Raw genomic sequence first — 16,797 nt, 5'->3', positions numbered from 1 at the left:
ATATGGAATTTGAGTAAAATATAATATAATGTAATTGCTTAAACTGATTAATATTTTTAATTAATAAACTAGGTCAAGTAATGCTTCATGTAAATAACCAAGATAGTTGGATAGAGAGGGGAGGCAGAGTTGATTCTGCGAAAACATATATGAAAAATAGACATATTTTCATAATGATAGGATTATTTATACTCATATTATCAGGCTCTCGTATTTTATGGGAGGCTACGTTTCAAAACCTCTCACATACGCAAATAGAGAATGGACAATTGGATTTGCTGGATTGGAATACGCAGGAGGAGGAAGTTCTGTTGCTTGACGGGGAGTGGGAGTTTTACCCGTCACAATGGTTGATAGATGATGAACCGCAAACTAATTCAAGCAATCAACAGAGGAAGCTTGTTCAAGTACCAGGTAGGTGGAATGAGGGCCTTTATGATGGAGCATCAACTCCTTATGGATATGGTTCCTATCGCTTACGTATAATTGTAAATCCGACTGAGAGGATGAATTACAGTCTATACGTACCAAGTGTACGTAGTTCTTCTGAATTATATATTAATGGGCGACACTTGGCCGGGTCAGGACAAGTAGGTAAAACTGAAGATGAATACAAAGCAAAAAATTTGCCCTATTCAGCAACCTTCACAGCAGATGAAAATGGTGTAATTGAAATTGTTATTCAAGCAGCAAATTTTAAAGATGTTCGACGAAGCGGTATGATTCGATCGATAAAATTTGGTTCAGAAGCGGCCATGTCTACTGAAAGAAACTTGTCTTTATCCATGCAAGTATTAGCTTCAGTAATATTCTTAATCCACTCGGTTTATGCCTTTGTTCTATATTTTTTAGGAAATCGTGAGAAAAAGCTGCTATCCTTTTCTTTGCTTTTGTTATGTATAACGTTAATGAATTTAATAAGCAATGATGAAAAATTATTTCACCTACTATTTAATGTTGGATATGAGTGGGATTTTCGTTTAGCAAATGTGACAATTCCGATTGCTTCCTTTGCGTTGTTACAGTGCATAGACCATTCTAAGCTGTCTTATAGGCGGATTATGACATACATATACTCGATTGTCTGCATCGGGATGGCCATCATTACTTTGTTTTTATCTCCGACTCAAATTATGATGTTGTTTCCTGTTTATTATCTATTGGCAGGATTTGCAGTTGCGGTCGCGCTATTTGCGATAATTAAAAAAATTTATATAGATATCACAGGTAACGTTTTATTATTACTTTCCTTTACAGCAGCCATTCACCATTTTATTTGGGGTATCTATTGGAGAGAAGCGGGCATAAGTATTGTTCATTACCCATTCGATTTGATTATTTCTATTGGTTGTTTTGCCTCCATTTGGTTCAAGGATTATCTTAAAATGCATGCTGAAACAGAGAAACTTGCATTAAGATTACAAAAAATGAATGAGCATAAAGACGAATTTTTAGCGAACACCTCCCATGAGTTTAAGAATCCACTTCATGGGATGATTAACATGTCTCAATCAATATTAAATAGAGAAAGACATCTATTAAAGAACAGAAGTGTCCATGAACTTGAAACAATTTTAGCGGTCGGTCGGCGGATGTCATTGTTATTAAATGATTTACTTGATGCCGCAAGCCTTAGGGAGGGGTATCCGCGTCTACAGAAAAAAAATATTACGATTCAGCCCATTGTCACTGGTGTAATCGACATGCTGCAATTCCTTGTTGAAGTCAAGCCAGTAAAAATTGTTAATCAAATTCCAGAGGATTTTCCACCTGTGATTGCAGACGAGAATCGGGTCAATCAAATTATCTATAATTTACTTCACAATGCTGTGAAATACACGAATGAAGGTGAAATTTGCATTCAAGCTAAGGTAGAGGATAAAAAAGCGTTTATTATGATATCCGACACAGGGATAGGAATGAACGAGAATTTTATGGAACGTTTGTTTCAACCTTATGAGCAAGCGGCAGATGAAGCAATGAATGAAGGCGGCCTTGGATTAGGTTTGAATATAAGTAAACAATTAGTTGAACTGCATGACGGACAACTAGAAGTATCGTCAACAATTGGAAAAGGGTCAAAGTTCACCTTCTCACTAAAGTTGGCCCCGTTGGATGAGTATGAAAAAAATAAAAATATTTCATCCATGAAAGGTCAGTACACCACATTTCAAAGAAAGTCTGAGAGTCATGTAATTGAAACTTCCATCGACTTGGCGAATCTAGAAACATCAGTTGCTACAGATCAAACGACATTAATGGAGGCAAAGTCCGCGCAGCCATCCATATTAATTGTTGATGATGATCCGATTAATCTACAAGTGCTTCAATCGATTTTATCAGTTGAACAATATGAAATCACTATCGCGACGAGTGGAAAAGAAGCTCTTGAGAAATTAGATGGAAAGGAATTTAGTTTAGTTATTTCTGATATCATGATGCCACAGATGTCTGGCTATGAGTTAACCAAGAAGATTCGTAATCGTTATTCACCTACAGAGCTCCCTATCTTACTACTTACCGCTAGGAGTGAGCCAAATAATATACAAGCTGGTTTTTTAGCTGGTGCTAACGATTATGTGACAAAGCCTGTTGAAATGTTGGAGTTTAGATCGAGAGTTAAGGCGCTCACAACTATAAAAAAAGTAGTTCGCGAACAATTACAATTAGAGGCTGCATGGTTACAAGCTCAAATTCAGCCCCACTTTCTATTCAATACATTAAATTCAGTCATTGCATTAAGTTCCACCGACTTAGATAAAATGAATGATATGCTAAATAATTTGAGCGATTTTTTAAGAAGTAAATTTCAATTTCAAAATATTGAAGGGTTAATCCCAATAGAAGAAGAATTAAATATTGTGCGATCTTATCTGAATATTGAACAAGTGCGTTTCGGCGATAGATTACAGGTTGTTTGGAAAATGGATGAATATAAAGATCTCAAGATTCCTTTCCTGACAATTCAACCCTTAGTAGAAAATGCCGTAAGACATGGAATTATGAAGCGTATCAGTGGTGGGAAAATCGTTATTAGAGTATCTGTTCATGAAGATTATGTTGAGATTTCAATTGAAGATGATGGTGTTGGTATGGATGATACTCAATTACAAAGCTTATTGGAAAGAAAGAATGATAACCAGACGAGCATTGGTTTAATTAATACGAATCAACGATTAATGAGACTTTTTGGTACAGGTCTTCAAATTAAAAGTGCACCAAATCAAGGGACAGTAGTATCCTTTGTTGTGAAAATCTAGTGTCCGATGGTAATCAATCATATGCAACGATTCTTTTATACTTGACTAACATGATGTATCTTTATTCAAAAAGATATTTGTATTGAAATGAATTGTGTTCACATGCACGTATCAATTTAAAAGAAGAAGCAGGGACATAATTAGTTTCAGTCTATTCAAAAAAACGAAGTTGCGACATGCAATTTCGTTTTTTGTACTTTATATATAGAGGGATTATCCCTGTGTTTCCACATACACTTCACATATCGTGAAGTTGTCGCATGGTTAGATTAGTATAATTAAAAAGTGAGCTACACCTCAATTGTTAGACACATCTACCAATTCAAGATGCAATTCAAACAATCATCGCAACCTTCATTCCAAGGAACAAAATTTCATTTTACCTCACGATAAAGCGCATTGTCAATAATAAATTTGTGAATTTTTCAGAAAAATGTTATAATAATTTTACAATTGTTTTTTCAATCGTATTCCTAATTCCGCTGTACTTTTGTAGATAGAATTATGGATGCGTTTTTTTATATCTCTTTTTTATGGAAGAAAAGTTCAAGCAATTGTATGGGTTTCAAAAGAAGTTAGTTGGATAAAATCACTAATTATTAACTAATAGTAACCGATTTTTTTATTCTATAAGGAGGGCTAAAATAATGAATCTAATCAATAAGAAAGTTACACACAAACGTTTTGGCACAGGGAGTATAGTTAAACATAATGACTCCACTATCGAAATACATTTCGCAACGGAAAGTAAAAAGTTCATTTTCCCTGATGTATTTGGAAAACACCTAAAACTGCATGATGAAAGTGCTGCTAATTCACTTGAAAAAATTATACAGCAAAGAGAAATAGAACAAAAAAAGGAAGAACAGAAGAAGGAAGAAGAAAAAAAACTTCAACGAAAAAAACAGGAGCTCCGCTTGGAATATGAAAAGCTTATGAATAACCATAAACTTCATCCCAAATCACAAATGGTTTTTTGGTGTGACATAGAAGAACAGAGTAGTTCTTTTTCAGAGTGGAAGGTTTTTTCGGGTGCAATAAAAAGCGGTACTAACAAAGGGAAACCAAACAAACCGATTCGCTTGCATCAAAATAGCGCTGTCCTGTTAACGGCAATAGATTCCAACATGCCTGAAAAAGACAGACGTATTTTAGGTGTCTATATGGTGAATGAAGATTTTATCGGTAAACTTTGTGAAGATGGCTATATTCCTGCTCATTCAAAATACAAACTCCAACTTACAGAACAAGAAGCAAATCAGATGCTATTTTGGAAATACTATGTAAACGAAAAATCTCCGCAGAATATGACATGGAAAACAGGCAAATACCGATATTTCGACAATTTATGGATGGCTCAAATTTTGCACGATATAGTCTCATTGAAAAGTGACCCAACGGAACGAGAGCTAGCACAACAGTTTTTAAAACACTTTTGTAAAATGAATCAGATAACAGAACAGGAGTTATCAAAACCTGATGGTGCATTAATGCGTATTTAGACGTTAGCCCAAAGATAATAAGAATAACAGGAAACTTTACTAATAGCAAACAGTGCTTGTCTCTGTTTGCTATTAAGTGTGTAAATAAACATTCAAGCGATAGTAACTGACACTATCCAGTAATATAAGTTAATATTTAAACTAAATTGTCCCCCCTCATATTGTATTACCATATCCCCCCTCAACATATGGAGTGTTTGGTGAAGCTAATTAATAATTACGCCAAAGTTAACTGACCTCATCACGAAGGCTTCTGTACCTGTTGCCTTCCTATCGATACAAAATAATTTGCTCCTGCGGTTACTCATCGCACTATACCCTGCTGAAAGAAGTTAAAGCCTATCGTGTATTTTACTCTCCAAAATCTGCCCCTTATATCGAAAATCTAACCACTTATCCGAAAATTTCGCATATGCAAATTTTTCTATGCTACATTAATTATAGCGAATTCGATTTGAGGTAATAAGGAGGCCCCCAATTGAAAATTCAATTAACAATTAACAGTGCCTTAGAACAAACAGAGATTCATATATATGCAAAAGAATATAATGAACAAATTGAGCAGTTGATGAAGCAATTAAAAGCTGCCAATACTGTGCATGCAGGTGTAATTGATGGTTATTTACAGCAAGAAATTCATTTGCTCAAAATCACTGATATTTTTTCTATCTATGCCGAAGATTCGAAAATTTACTTGCAAACAGATGAGCAAGAATATGAAGCGAAGCGAAAATTATACGAGCTAGAAAAACAATTAGCGAAGGATTTTGTCAGAGTAAATAAATCGACACTCGTCAATATTCACAAAATTTCCTCAATCCAAATGGCTAAGATTGGAACAACCCAGCTTTTGCTCGAAAACGCTACGAGCATTCCTGTAAGCCGCAAATATTTAAAAGACTTGAAGCGCCATCTCGGCATTGGAAAGGATTGATAGAATGAAAATTTTACGCATGATTGTTATCGGCATACTGATTGCACTTAGTAGCTCTTATATTTTAGTAACAATTAGTGTACTTTCTGATTCAAACACGCTTATATCAGGTGAAGCACTACTTCAACAAATCATTATTGCTACAGTTTTAGGTGCTGCCATTGGACCGCTATCTCTGCTTTTTGAGGCTGAACGTATACCTTTTGCATCACAGCTTCTCTCTCACTTAATTAGCGTAACCCTTTTCGTAGTAGTTGCTGGTTATTTCGGTGAATGGTTTACTCATTTTGGAATCGTCAATGTACTCATCTCAGAGGCAATTATTTATTTTATCGTTTGGACGATGATGTATTTACTACAGAAGAAGGATATCGAACAAATTAATAAAATGATTCAAAAGCGAAGGGGGCAATGAAAGTGAAAACCGTTATCCAAGTTGAAAACTTACGTAAGTCCTATGCTAAAAAGGAAGCTGTAAAAGGCATTTCATTTTCGGTTGAACAAGGCACATTTTTCGCCTTTCTTGGTACAAATGGGGCGGGTAAATCAACAACAATTGAAATTTTATGTACCTTATTAAAAAAATCTAGTGGTGTAGTAACGATTAATGGTCATACTCTCGATAATAGCTCTAGCAATGCTGAAATTCGCAAGTCGATTGGTGTTGTCTTTCAACAAAGTCTGTTAGATGAGCGTTTGACAGTATATGAAAACCTAATGCATCGAGGAAAAATGTACGGACTGTCAAAAATACAGCTACTCGAAAACTATCAGTTTGTTTTGAATTACTTAAATTTAAAAGATATTGAAAAACAAAAATATGGCACATTATCTGGTGGGCAAAAAAGGCGAGTGGATATTGCGAAAGCACTCATCCATCGCCCTACTATTTTGTTTTTAGATGAGCCTACGACCGGACTTGACCCACAAACGCGCCAATTTGTCTGGCAAACAATTAAACAACTACAGGAACAAACTAATATGACTGTTTTTTTAACAACACATTATATGGAAGAGGCTGCAATGGCTCATAAAGTAATTGTGCTTAAACAAGGTGAAATTGTCGCTGAAGGGACTCCTGACGCTTTAAAAGTGAAATATGCCTATGACCAGCTCGCAATTTCCTTCCATGAATTTTCAGACGGGATGACATGGCTTAGAGAAAATAGTATTAGTTATATAGAAAAACAAGGCATTTTTACAATTCGAGTCCAATCTACATTAGATGCATTAGCATTATTAAATCGATTAGAGCCTCTCATTGCATCCTTTGAAGTAATAAAAGGTACGATGGACGATGTCTTTGTACGTATTATGGAACAGGAGGAACCTTATAATGGAAGCGCTATTAAGCCTAGTTGGACGTAATAATAAAGTATTTAGACGTGATAAAGCAGCCGTTTTTTTCTCATTATTATCAGTTATTATCGTTATTAGTCTTTACGCATTATTTTTACAAAAAACACAAATTGATTCACTTCAACAAACAACAGAAGCAACGCCCGAGCTTATTACAATGGTGAATGAATGGTTTGTAGCGGGATTGCTATCAATTATTGCGATTTCATCCACACTTGCAGCATTTGGGATTGCAATAAAGGATGTTGAATCCAAGGCAACAGCCGATTTTCTAACAGCACCTGTTTCCCGCGCGACAATTCAAATGAGCTATGTGCTCAATGCATTTATTATTGGCTTGTTTTTCACTTTCATTGCCTTTATTATTTGTGAGATATTTATTGTAGCCGCAGGCGGTACTTTGTTAAGCATCTCCTCTTTTCTAAAAGTTAGCGGACTATTAATTTTATCTGTCCTACTAGCTAGTATAATGAATTTTTTCTTTGTACTTTTTATTAACACACAAAATTCCTTTGCAGCCTTGGGCACTATCATTGGGACACTTATCGGTTTTTTATGCGGTGTCTATGTCCCCATTGGTGCACTACCAAGCTTTGCACAAAATATCATTATGTACTTCCCCGTTAGTCATACTACTTTACTATTGCGCAATGCCTTTATGGAAAACTCACTAATTAAAGTATTTGCAGAAGCACCTACTGAAGCAATAGAGCAGTACAAATTAATTTACGGCGTATCCTATGAACTGCATGGCACTGTGCTTAATCAATCAACAAGCTATATGATTATTATATTTACTACTATTATACTTACAGGGGTGTCTATTTCGATTTTTAAATTAAGGCATAAATAATCTAATTGCCATTACGGTTGGCGCTCTTTCCACACGCAAGGGCTCCAACTCATACTTCTGAACTTACTAAAAGTGCATTTATCCCCTGCGCTTTTCCTGTCGGAAGATTTACTTTGCGACATGTAACCATATCACCTCCGCTTCGATAAGCTAAGAGATAACCTTGACAATCCCAATATTTATATAATTAATAGGCGTGATAAATAATCTGTATAAAATATAAAGGCCTAGCAAATCTCTAGCTTCCCTCTCATAATTCATGGTACTATTTTCCTCATACAAGGAAGGATGATTTACTTGAAATTTGATAAATGGACTAAACATATAATAGAAATAATCGGCTTCCCTTTTACATTAACTAATAAATACATTAATAGAAAAAGACAATATGAAATGTTAAAGGCAGATGGGCATTTGTTCATCGTTGATTTTGATAAAAATGGAAATATCGCTTCAGACATGGTACACAATGGCTTTGAGCAAAAAAGGCTAGCAGAACTTTTGGCTAAAATTGGTTATAACAATATTCAATCTAAAACTTTTTATTATGGCGAAAAAATCTTTATGGCACAGGATGCTTCAATGTTTATTTTGGATTGTAAAAAATAAGGAATTTCATTGTACAATATTCTGAAACTTTGCTTATCTCCATTCGTATAGCAACTAGAGGAGGGATTTAATTGAAGAAATTTATAAGTTTTATCGGTATTTTCATAGCAGCTTATATCGCACTACAAATCGCTTCAGGTATGCTTTTAACATTGCTTTATAAACCAACACTCGATTTAATAACAGCTCCTTTATCATCAGAGGTTTCCTTTGGTGTTACAGGGACAAGCTATGTAGTAACACCAATTATTGCAGCATGCTTAGCATATGGTGCTACTAAATTACTTGAGCGAAAAATAATATTTTAAAAAGAGCTAATGAAATAAGTAGGGAGTTGATGATTTGTTAAAGCTTTATATTACTAGACACGGCGAAACCGTATGGAATACCGAAGGAAGGCTACAAGGCTGGCAAGATTCTGACTTAATGGAAAGCGGTGTTAATAATGCTCTCGCCCTAGGCAATCGTTTAAAAGACGTAAAATTTGATGCCATTTATAGTAGCCCTAGTAAGCGAGCAACAAAAACTGCTACTCTTATTAAAGGCAATCGAAACCAACTAATTATTGAAGAGCCAAACTTGAGAGAAATCTTTTTAGGTGATTGGGAAGGTCAGACACATGAGGATGTAGAAAGACAGCAGCCAGAAGAATATCATGCGTTTTGGCATGCGCCCCACTTGTACAACCCGACATCTGGCGAAAGCTTTGAACAACTGCAAGCAAGGGTCACAGACTTTTTAAATCAACTAATCTCGCAACATAGTGCTGGAAATATTTTAATTGTTACACATACTGTATTTATTAAAATGTTATTAGTGTATTGTAAAAAGCAATCTATTGAACAATTATGGACCCCTCCTTATATACATGATACAAGCTTATCTGTTATTGTGATTTCCAATGGGCATATCAATATCATAATGGAAGGCGATATACACCATCGAAGTAGGGAATTGCTCAATGATTAGGCAGGCTGTCGGTGCTATCATATTTCACCAAGCTGAAATATTATTAGTACATAAAGTAAAAATAAGTACAATTCGAGATATGCAAATACAAGGTGAGTGGGATTTTCCAAAGGGCGGTATTGAGCATAACGATAAAAATTTAGAGGCTGCTCTGTTCAGAGAGCTTATAGAAGAAACAGGTTCTGTCAAATATAAAGTGTTGGAACAATTAGACGAGAAAATTATTTTTCATTTTGCTGAAGAATTTACGCACAAAACAGGCTACAAAATGCAAGAAACAACGATGTTTGTCATTGAATACACGGGGGACCGCTCCGATTTAATGCCACAAGACAATGAAATTAGAGCCATTGAATTTTTTAGCCCTAATGAAACACTTGCCAAATTAACACATCAAGACACCAAATTGTTTTTTGAAAAAGCTCTGAAAACATTAATCATATAAAATATGTAGTAATCGTAGGTGATACAATGAACTATATTATAAAACATGGTAGAAATTTTATGGCGATTTCAAATAATATAGAAGCAGATTACCATAAGCACTGGCTACTCCAAATATTTCTAAGTAGTCAAAAAGATTTTAATATTGAAGTGAATGGGCAGCTTATTTCTTGCAGTGCCATTATTGTAAATATGGATACACCTCATTTATTTGACGCTGAAGGAGAAGCTCATTTTACGATGCTGAGTGACCCTACGACAGAGCTTGGGCGTGTACTTAGGAGGAAGTTATTAGAGCAGCCCTATTATATTTTCCCAAACGAAAACACCATCACTATGCAGCAAGCTTTTCAAAATGCTCTTGAACAAAAAAGTCATACTACTATTATTTCCTTTGTTAAGAACATCATGGCTCAATTCGATTATCACCATATGAAGAATTTTGATAGTCGTGTTATGAAAGTATTGTCTCTTTTGGATAACTGTCCACATGAAGATGAATTTCATCAAATAAAATACTTTTCCCAAAAAACAGGGCTTTCTGAAAGTCGATTAGCACATTTATTTAAAGAAGAAACAGGTATTCCACTAAAAAGCTATACTGTTTTGCATAAACTTCAAATAGCATACGAAGCCATTTTTAATGGAGATAGCCTGACAACAGCCGCGCTTGACGCTGGTTTCAATAGCCCATCTCATCTTGCATATACGAATAAAATGATGACTGGAATGTCTGCAACAAATATCATTAAAAATAGCGAGTTTTTGAAAGTTTACTAATAAGTACTTTGATAAAGTGTAATCAAACTAGAAGGAGGATTACACAATGAATAAGTACTTGCAAGAAACCCCATTACTGAATTTTTCCCATAGCTCAATACAAAAATTAATAGAAGCTATGCAGTGGGCAAACGAGAGTGATTTTCAGAAAATCAAAAAAATATACAATTTTGTGCGCGACGATATTGCCTTTGGATATAACAAAGACGATGCTATTCCCGCTTCAGAAATTTTAAAAGATAGATATGGGCAGTGCAACACAAAAGGAATATTATTTATGACATTATTGAGAGCAGTTGGAATACCTTGTCGAATTCATGGCTTTACCATTGATAAAAAACTGCAAAAAGGGGCTATGACAGGCCTAATTTACCAGCTCGCACCACAAAATATTGTACACAGCTGGGTGGAGGTGCAGTACGACGGACATTGGTATAACATCGAGGGCTTTATATTGGATAGTAGCTATTTAAAAAAGCTTCAAGAAAAGTTCGCTGATTGCGAAACTAGTTTTTGTGGCTACGGTGCAGCTACTAATAATCTTCAAAATCCACAGATAGACTGGGATGCGAATGATACTTATATTCAAAAAGAAGGCATTAATAATGACTTTGGCGTATTTAATTCACCTGATGATTTTTTCAAAAAACATCGACAGCGGCTGTCACCTTTTAAAAAATGGATTTATCAAACTATTATACGCAAATTGATGAACCGCAATGTAGATAAAATTCGCAATTGAATTATAGTCGTTTGGATATTAGAGAAGGGGCATCCCAAAAGTAGTGCATTGCTGCTTTTGGGATGCTTTCTCATCAAATGAATCATTAGATAAAGTAGAGAAAAATAAGATGGGGCTGTCCAAAAAGCCGTGCATAGACGGCAGTTTGGACAGTGGCGATGATGTTTCGCAAAATGTTGATTCCTATAAACAGGGAACGCCTCTTTTAAAAATGGGATGAACATTGACTTTAGCAGTGTTATCCTTCAGTAAAAGGGAAGTGATGAAAACATTGATTTCAATGCAGTGTCAAAACAAAATGGACTTTTCGGACAACTCCTTTGAATTTTCAAAACAAGCATAAAGCTCATTTTTCAGTGTGCTGAGAAGAAGCCCGACTTTTTGGGCAGCCCTTTTCTAACTTCAACACAATTTGTGGTTATTTCATATAGGTATTCAATGCTTTTTCAATATCGTTATTTAGTTTGTCGATATCCACTGTTGTTACTTCGATATTTTCGATTTTATATTTCTGTTTTAGCTGAATAATTCTGCGGACGCTATCATTAATTCTAGCTTCAGCTATTTCTCCATTATTCACTGCCGCCTTAATTTCTTTTATTGCTGATGTTACACTAGAAAAACCATGGGCAATTAAAATAATATCATTGCCAGCCTTTACAGAATCTACGGCAGCTTGCCCAATATCATAATGATTGGTGATAGCTTTCATTGTCATATCATCCGTCATAACAACGCCATCGAATCCAATTTGCTCCCTTAAAATATTTGTAATTATTTCCTTTGACATCGATGAAGGATATTTCTGATCAATCATTGGTAATAAAATGTGAGCTACCATAACTACATCTGCCCCATTTTCAATTGCCGTTTTAAACGGAATTAGCTCTAGCTTATTCAAATCATCTAAGCTTTTTGTCACCTTCGGTAATTCTAAATGGGAATCTACAGTGGTGTCCCCATGCCCAGGAAAATGCTTAATAACAGGGATTACCTGCTGAGATTCTAGCCCTTTCATCGTTTGAACCCCTAATTGACTAACAATATCCGGATTATCTGAAAATGAGCGATTACCGATAACCGGATTATTTGGATTACTATTGACATCTAGCACTGGCGAAAAGTTAAGATTGAAGCCAAATGCTTTTAATTGCTGCCCTAATAATTTACCAACTTCAAATGAAAATTCAGGTTGGTTGACATTTCCAATTGTATTGTTCGATGGGAAATTTTTCAGTGGTCCCGGCAGTCGGACTACTGTGCCTCCCTCCTGATCGGTTCCAATAAAAATCGGTAGACGGTTATCCACATTTGCTCTCATCAAGTCATTAATAAGCGTTACTGATTGGTGGGGTGTTTCTAGATTATTAGCATAAAGAATCACTCCTCCAATCTTGAAATCCTGAATCAAGCTTGTTGTTTCCTGTTGAAGTTTTATGCCTGAAACCCCGGCAAACATCATTTGGCCAATTTTTTCATCCAATGACATTTGCTCAATCATTTCAGCCACTTCATCCTTTAGTTTTGTATAAACCGAAATATGATGAACACTAGGATTGATATCGATTTCTGTCGGTTTCGGTAGTACCCATTTTAGTTGATATGCCGGGTTTACTTGGTAAACTAAAATAATCTGATTGGCCGTCTGATCCTGGTAATAACGAACTTCAGTTGGTTCACCCATACTATTTTTAATATCGGCTAAATGAATTTTCTGTATATTTGCATGAAAGGAACGGATATCAAAAGCTTGCGCATCTTGATAGCCGATTGTCACAGCCTTCTGTAAATAATCCTCATATATTCCATCTGCTATATCGGCTACTTGCTGCGGCTTCCCCCACTCCTGCTGAACCTCTTGCCTATCTGTCTCTCCAACAACGAATGACACATTTGGCACTTTGCCCTCTTGCGCAGAATCAATAATACGCTGAATAATTGTCTCCAAATTTTCAGATTCCTCCTCTTGAATTGGAGTTGGAGTAGGTTTAGAATCATCAGCCTTTTCTGGCATTGACCCTCTCTTCATACCAATAAACAAAAGCACTCCGGTTAGAACTATTATGAGAACTAGGAGTATACCCCATCTTTTTTTCCACATACCGCAAACCTCCTTATCCAGCATAATGCTAAAGGATGATGAAAAATACTAACATTCATTTATACGAATGTTAGTATTTACATTAGAAATTTTTATATTCTTTGCTGAATTGTGTGAGAATTGTGTGCGTGCCTGGCACCTTATTTTTTGAACTGAATATGATGCAAGTTCGCAAAAACGCCACCTGCTGCTACAAGCTCATCATATGTTCCTTGTTCCTCAATACCCTTCTGAGTTACAACGAAAACCTTATCTGCATTGCGAATTGTTGCAAGGCGGTGTGCGATAACAAGCGTTGTACGATTTTCTGCTAGCTCTGCTAGAGATTTTTGAATAATCATTTCTGTCTCAGTGTCTAAAGCGGATGTCGCTTCATCCAAAATTAAAATTGGTGGGTTTTTCAAGAACATTCGCGCAATCGCTAGACGCTGTTTTTGGCCGCCTGATAGTTTCAAGCCGCGCTCGCCAATTTGTGTTTCGTAACCATCGGGTAAGCCTTCAATAAATTCCTTCAAATGGGCACGATCAGCAGCAGCTTTTATTTCCTCAAAGGAAGCACCAAGCTTTCCATACTCAATATTTTCCCGAATCGTCCCTGTGAATAGGAAAACATCCTGCTGCACGATACCGATTTGCTCGCGTAATGATTTTTGTGTCATATCGCGCACATCCAAGCCATCAATAGTAATTGCCCCATCACTTATATCATAGAAGCGTGGAATTAATGAGCAAATCGTCGTTTTCCCCGCACCACTCGGACCAACAAAGGCAATTGTTTCACCAGCATTTAAGGAAAACGAAATATCTTTTAGCACCTGCTTCGTCTGGTCATAGTTAAAGCTCACATGCTCAAACGTAATATCACCGCGCAATGACGTCACATCAATCGCATTTGGCTTGTCCAACACTTCAGGCTCCTGCTCAATTAAATCGCGGAAGCGCTTGAAGCCTGCCATACCTTTTGGATAAAGCTCAAGTAATGCACTAATTTTATCGATTGGCTTAATTAAGACATTTGTATATAAAACAAAGCTCACTAATTCCCCCGCTGTTAACAGTTCATTATAAGTCAACCATGCGCCGACAACGAGTACGACAAGTGTCAAAAGTCGAGTCATCATATAAATACCTGAATGTGTGCCAGCCATCACTTTATAAGCATATAATTTTGCAGAGCGGAACAGTCCGTTTTGCTTGCGGAAGCGAGACATTTCAAAATCTTCATTTGTAAAAGATTTGACAACACGCACACCAGATACACTATCCTCAACACGTGCGTTAACATCGGCGATTTCACCGTACATCTTTTTCCATGCTTTGTTCATTTTAATATTACTAAACGTTACGAGCCATGTTAAAAATGGCACCATTACAAGTGCAATAAACGCTAATGTCGGATTGATGTTGAACATAATCGTAAATGCCCCGATAAACGTCATAATTGCAATAAAGAAATCCTCTGGGCCATGGTGTGCAAATTCACCGATATCAAATAAATCATTTGTAATACGGCTCATAATATGTCCTGTTTTTGTATTATCAAAGAAACGGAATGATTGCCTTTGCACATGATTAAATAGCTCTTGACGCATATCTGTTTCGATATTAATTCCAAGCTTATGCCCTAAATAGTTAACGATGAAATTCAAGAACGTACTTAAAATATATACGAGTAATAATAGTACGCTAATTTTTACAATCATTCCCCACTCGCCCGTCGGTAGCAATTTATCAATAAACCATTGCACAGCAAGCGGAAAAGCAAGCTCTAAAATCGCAACGATAATAGCGCTCGAAAAATCGACCATAAACAGACGTTTATGCGGTTTGTAATACGAGAAAAATTTTCCTAGCATTGTTTTGTCCTTTCTTGTGTTAACGGTAATTTACGTCCAAAATAGAAAATGATAATAAATATGGCTGCTAGCATAGCAGCAATGAATAACAAGAAACTCATACTATCTACTAATTGTAAATAGCCCCCACCGAGAAATGGACCACTTAAGCTACCTAAGCTAAAGAAAATACCACATAGTAAATTGCCATTTGGCAATAATTCCTTCGGTGTTAAATCTGTCATATACGTTATACCGAGCGAAAACATCGTGCCGACACACATTCCGGCAAGTGCAAAAAACATGACGACACCCCATTGCGAATGCTCGACGAAACTACATGTGGCAAAGATTACAGCTCCACTGAGTAAACCACCTAAAATCACCTTTCGTCGCCCAATTCTATCTCCAAGCATCCCTAAAGGAAGCTGCAAAGCGATTGTACCTATAGAAAATGCTGCAAGCACAAAGGAAACCATCGACACTTCAAAGCCTTTGCGCAAAGCATACACCGGAAAAATAGCATTTAATGAAGACTCTAAAAATCCATAGATAAAAGGCGGTAAAAATGCTACCCACGCATAGCGAAATACCAGCTTATAACGTGTCATGCTACTTGCCTGCTTTGTATCCCCCTTTAAAGCTTCAGGATGCTCATTCGCTAAGAAAAAGACAAGTGACCAAGCCAATAAACAAAGCACTGATGATACAACAAACGGCAACGCCTGTGAAATTTTAATTAAAGGAACAAAGAACGGGCCTAAAGCGAAACCAACGCTAAATGACAAGCCATATATTGCCATGCTACGCCCTAATTTATGCTGAGGTGTAGAGGCCGTTAGCCATGTTTGTGTCGCAAAATGTAATGCATGATCACCAATACCTATAAGCAACCGAAGGAAAAACCAAAACATTATATTCTTCCATAATGGAAATGTCGCAAGTGAAATAAAAACAAGCGCTCCCCCGACTATAATCGTCGGCTTATAGCCAAATTTGCGTAGCGGCTTTTCAATAAAAGGAGAAATTAGCAAAGTGCCTATGTATAAGCCTGTTGCATTCAAGCCATTTAATGTTGTAGCGACACCATCTTGTTCAAAAATTACCGCAATTAATGGCAGAAGCATTCCTTGCGAAAATCCTGAAATGGAGACAATGGCTACTAAAATCCAAAATCGTTGCTTTTCATATGTTGCTGCCATCCATGTTGCCTCCGAAAAATTCTCTTTTCATCTATTAAAATATTGTACCATTTTTTCTACGGAAGTCGAAGTAAAGTTTGAATGAAAACAAAACAAAACCCTAGCAAACTTTATCTCTAAAAGTTTACTAGGGTTTTAAATTTCACTTATATCCACTAATTTTTGTATAAACTATTCCCTAGCTTCTTACTAGAAAATGTTTAAACT

General features: G+C 36.2%; 15 protein-coding genes. 12 read left to right on the top strand and 3 right to left on the bottom strand.

Annotated features, from left to right (window positions below):
- Nucleotides 1-149: 149 nt before the first annotated feature.
- The 12 genes from MHH70_RS15275 to MHH70_RS15220 all read left to right on the top strand — a co-directional run bounded on the left by MHH70_RS15275 (nt 150) and on the right by MHH70_RS15220 (nt 11,452).
- Nucleotides 150-3,260, top strand: a complete 3,111-nt coding sequence (locus MHH70_RS15275) for an ATP-binding protein (protein ID WP_342473219.1) — start codon at nt 150-152, stop codon at nt 3,258-3,260.
- A gap of 647 nt (nt 3,261-3,907) precedes the next feature.
- Nucleotides 3,908-4,762, top strand: coding sequence for a malate synthase (locus MHH70_RS15270; protein WP_342471891.1), 855 nt, complete (start codon nt 3,908-3,910; stop codon nt 4,760-4,762).
- Nucleotides 4,763-5,240: 478 nt separating this feature from the next.
- Complete coding sequence (locus MHH70_RS15265; protein WP_066164863.1) at nt 5,241-5,696, top strand: LytTR family DNA-binding domain-containing protein; 456 nt, start codon at nt 5,241-5,243, stop codon at nt 5,694-5,696.
- Between the two features lie 4 nt (nt 5,697-5,700).
- Nucleotides 5,701-6,111, top strand: a complete 411-nt coding sequence (locus MHH70_RS15260; protein ID WP_342471890.1) for a DUF3021 domain-containing protein — start codon at nt 5,701-5,703, stop codon at nt 6,109-6,111.
- Complete coding sequence (locus MHH70_RS15255) at nt 6,108-7,064, top strand: ABC transporter ATP-binding protein (protein ID WP_201261967.1); 957 nt, start codon at nt 6,108-6,110, stop codon at nt 7,062-7,064. Before MHH70_RS15260 ends, MHH70_RS15255 begins: the two co-directional genes overlap by 4 nt.
- Complete coding sequence (locus MHH70_RS15250; RefSeq protein WP_107943656.1) at nt 7,033-7,908, top strand: ABC transporter permease; 876 nt, start codon at nt 7,033-7,035, stop codon at nt 7,906-7,908. The genes MHH70_RS15255 and MHH70_RS15250 overlap by 32 nt, the downstream gene beginning before the upstream one ends.
- Before the next feature lie 297 nt (nt 7,909-8,205).
- On the top strand, nt 8,206-8,517 hold the full coding sequence (locus MHH70_RS15245; protein WP_342471889.1) for a hypothetical protein: 312 nt from the start codon (nt 8,206-8,208) through the stop codon (nt 8,515-8,517).
- Nucleotides 8,518-8,588: 71 nt separating this feature from the next.
- Nucleotides 8,589-8,825, top strand: a complete 237-nt coding sequence (locus MHH70_RS15240; protein ID WP_107943653.1) for a hypothetical protein — start codon at nt 8,589-8,591, stop codon at nt 8,823-8,825.
- Between the two features lie 34 nt (nt 8,826-8,859).
- Nucleotides 8,860-9,486 carry a histidine phosphatase family protein gene (locus MHH70_RS15235; RefSeq protein WP_066164850.1) on the top strand — a complete coding sequence of 209 codons (627 nt, stop codon included), beginning with the start codon at nt 8,860-8,862 and terminating at the stop codon, nt 9,484-9,486.
- Nucleotides 9,479-9,931, top strand: a complete 453-nt coding sequence (locus tag MHH70_RS15230; RefSeq protein WP_342471888.1) for an NUDIX hydrolase — start codon at nt 9,479-9,481, stop codon at nt 9,929-9,931. The genes MHH70_RS15235 and MHH70_RS15230 overlap by 8 nt, the downstream gene beginning before the upstream one ends.
- A gap of 26 nt (nt 9,932-9,957) precedes the next feature.
- The gene (locus tag MHH70_RS15225) at nt 9,958-10,710 is read left to right on the top strand and encodes a helix-turn-helix domain-containing protein (RefSeq protein ID WP_342471887.1); all 753 of its coding nucleotides are present in this window, start codon (nt 9,958-9,960) and stop codon (nt 10,708-10,710) included.
- Nucleotides 10,711-10,756: 46 nt separating this feature from the next.
- On the top strand, nt 10,757-11,452 hold the full coding sequence (locus MHH70_RS15220) for a transglutaminase-like domain-containing protein (RefSeq protein ID WP_342471886.1): 696 nt from the start codon (nt 10,757-10,759) through the stop codon (nt 11,450-11,452).
- Nucleotides 11,453-11,870: 418 nt separating this feature from the next.
- Here the strand turns inward: MHH70_RS15220 and nagZ are convergent, their stop codons facing one another.
- From nagZ to MHH70_RS15205, 3 genes are all read right to left on the bottom strand, one after another.
- On the bottom strand, nt 11,871-13,466 hold the full coding sequence (nagZ, locus tag MHH70_RS15215) for a beta-N-acetylhexosaminidase (protein WP_342471885.1): 1,596 nt from the start codon (nt 13,464-13,466) through the stop codon (nt 11,871-11,873).
- Between the two features lie 227 nt (nt 13,467-13,693).
- Complete coding sequence (locus MHH70_RS15210; protein ID WP_342471884.1) at nt 13,694-15,409, bottom strand: ABC transporter ATP-binding protein; 1,716 nt, start codon at nt 15,407-15,409, stop codon at nt 13,694-13,696.
- A complete protein-coding gene (locus MHH70_RS15205) occupies nt 15,403-16,590 on the bottom strand; it encodes an MFS transporter (RefSeq protein WP_342471883.1) in 1,188 nt (395 codons plus the stop codon). The genes MHH70_RS15210 and MHH70_RS15205 overlap by 7 nt, the downstream gene beginning before the upstream one ends.
- Between the last annotated feature and the right edge of the window lie 207 nt (nt 16,591-16,797).

Origin of the sequence: Metasolibacillus sp. FSL H7-0170 (assembly GCF_038593115.1) — a bacterium.
In the GTDB taxonomy this organism is placed as follows: domain Bacteria; phylum Bacillota; class Bacilli; order Bacillales_A; family Planococcaceae; genus Metasolibacillus; species Metasolibacillus fluoroglycofenilyticus.
Note: the sequence above shows the minus strand (reverse complement) of the source record. Positions and strands in the feature narration are given on the sequence as shown.

Bases quoted from the DNA above. Each gene is read 5' to 3' on its own strand.
- MHH70_RS15255 (WP_201261967.1), top strand. From the start codon at position 6,108: ATGAAAGTGAAAACCGTTATCCAAGTTGAAAACTTACGTAAGTCCTAT.
- nagZ (WP_342471885.1), bottom strand. From the start codon at position 13,466: ATGCCAGAAAAGGCTGATGATTCTAAACCTACTCCAACTCCAATTCAA.
- MHH70_RS15260 (WP_342471890.1), top strand. From the start codon at position 5,701: ATGAAAATTTTACGCATGATTGTTATCGGCATACTGATTGCACTTAGT.
- MHH70_RS15270 (WP_342471891.1), top strand. From the start codon at position 3,908: ATGAATCTAATCAATAAGAAAGTTACACACAAACGTTTTGGCACAGGG.
- MHH70_RS15205 (WP_342471883.1), bottom strand. From the start codon at position 16,590: ATGGCAGCAACATATGAAAAGCAACGATTTTGGATTTTAGTAGCCATT.
- MHH70_RS15230 (WP_342471888.1), top strand. From the start codon at position 9,479: ATGATTAGGCAGGCTGTCGGTGCTATCATATTTCACCAAGCTGAAATA.
- MHH70_RS15225 (WP_342471887.1), top strand. From the start codon at position 9,958: ATGAACTATATTATAAAACATGGTAGAAATTTTATGGCGATTTCAAAT.
- MHH70_RS15275 (WP_342473219.1), top strand. From the start codon at position 150: ATGAAAAATAGACATATTTTCATAATGATAGGATTATTTATACTCATA.
- MHH70_RS15210 (WP_342471884.1), bottom strand. From the start codon at position 15,409: ATGCTAGGAAAATTTTTCTCGTATTACAAACCGCATAAACGTCTGTTT.
- MHH70_RS15250 (WP_107943656.1), top strand. From the start codon at position 7,033: ATGGAAGCGCTATTAAGCCTAGTTGGACGTAATAATAAAGTATTTAGA.
- MHH70_RS15220 (WP_342471886.1), top strand. From the start codon at position 10,757: ATGAATAAGTACTTGCAAGAAACCCCATTACTGAATTTTTCCCATAGC.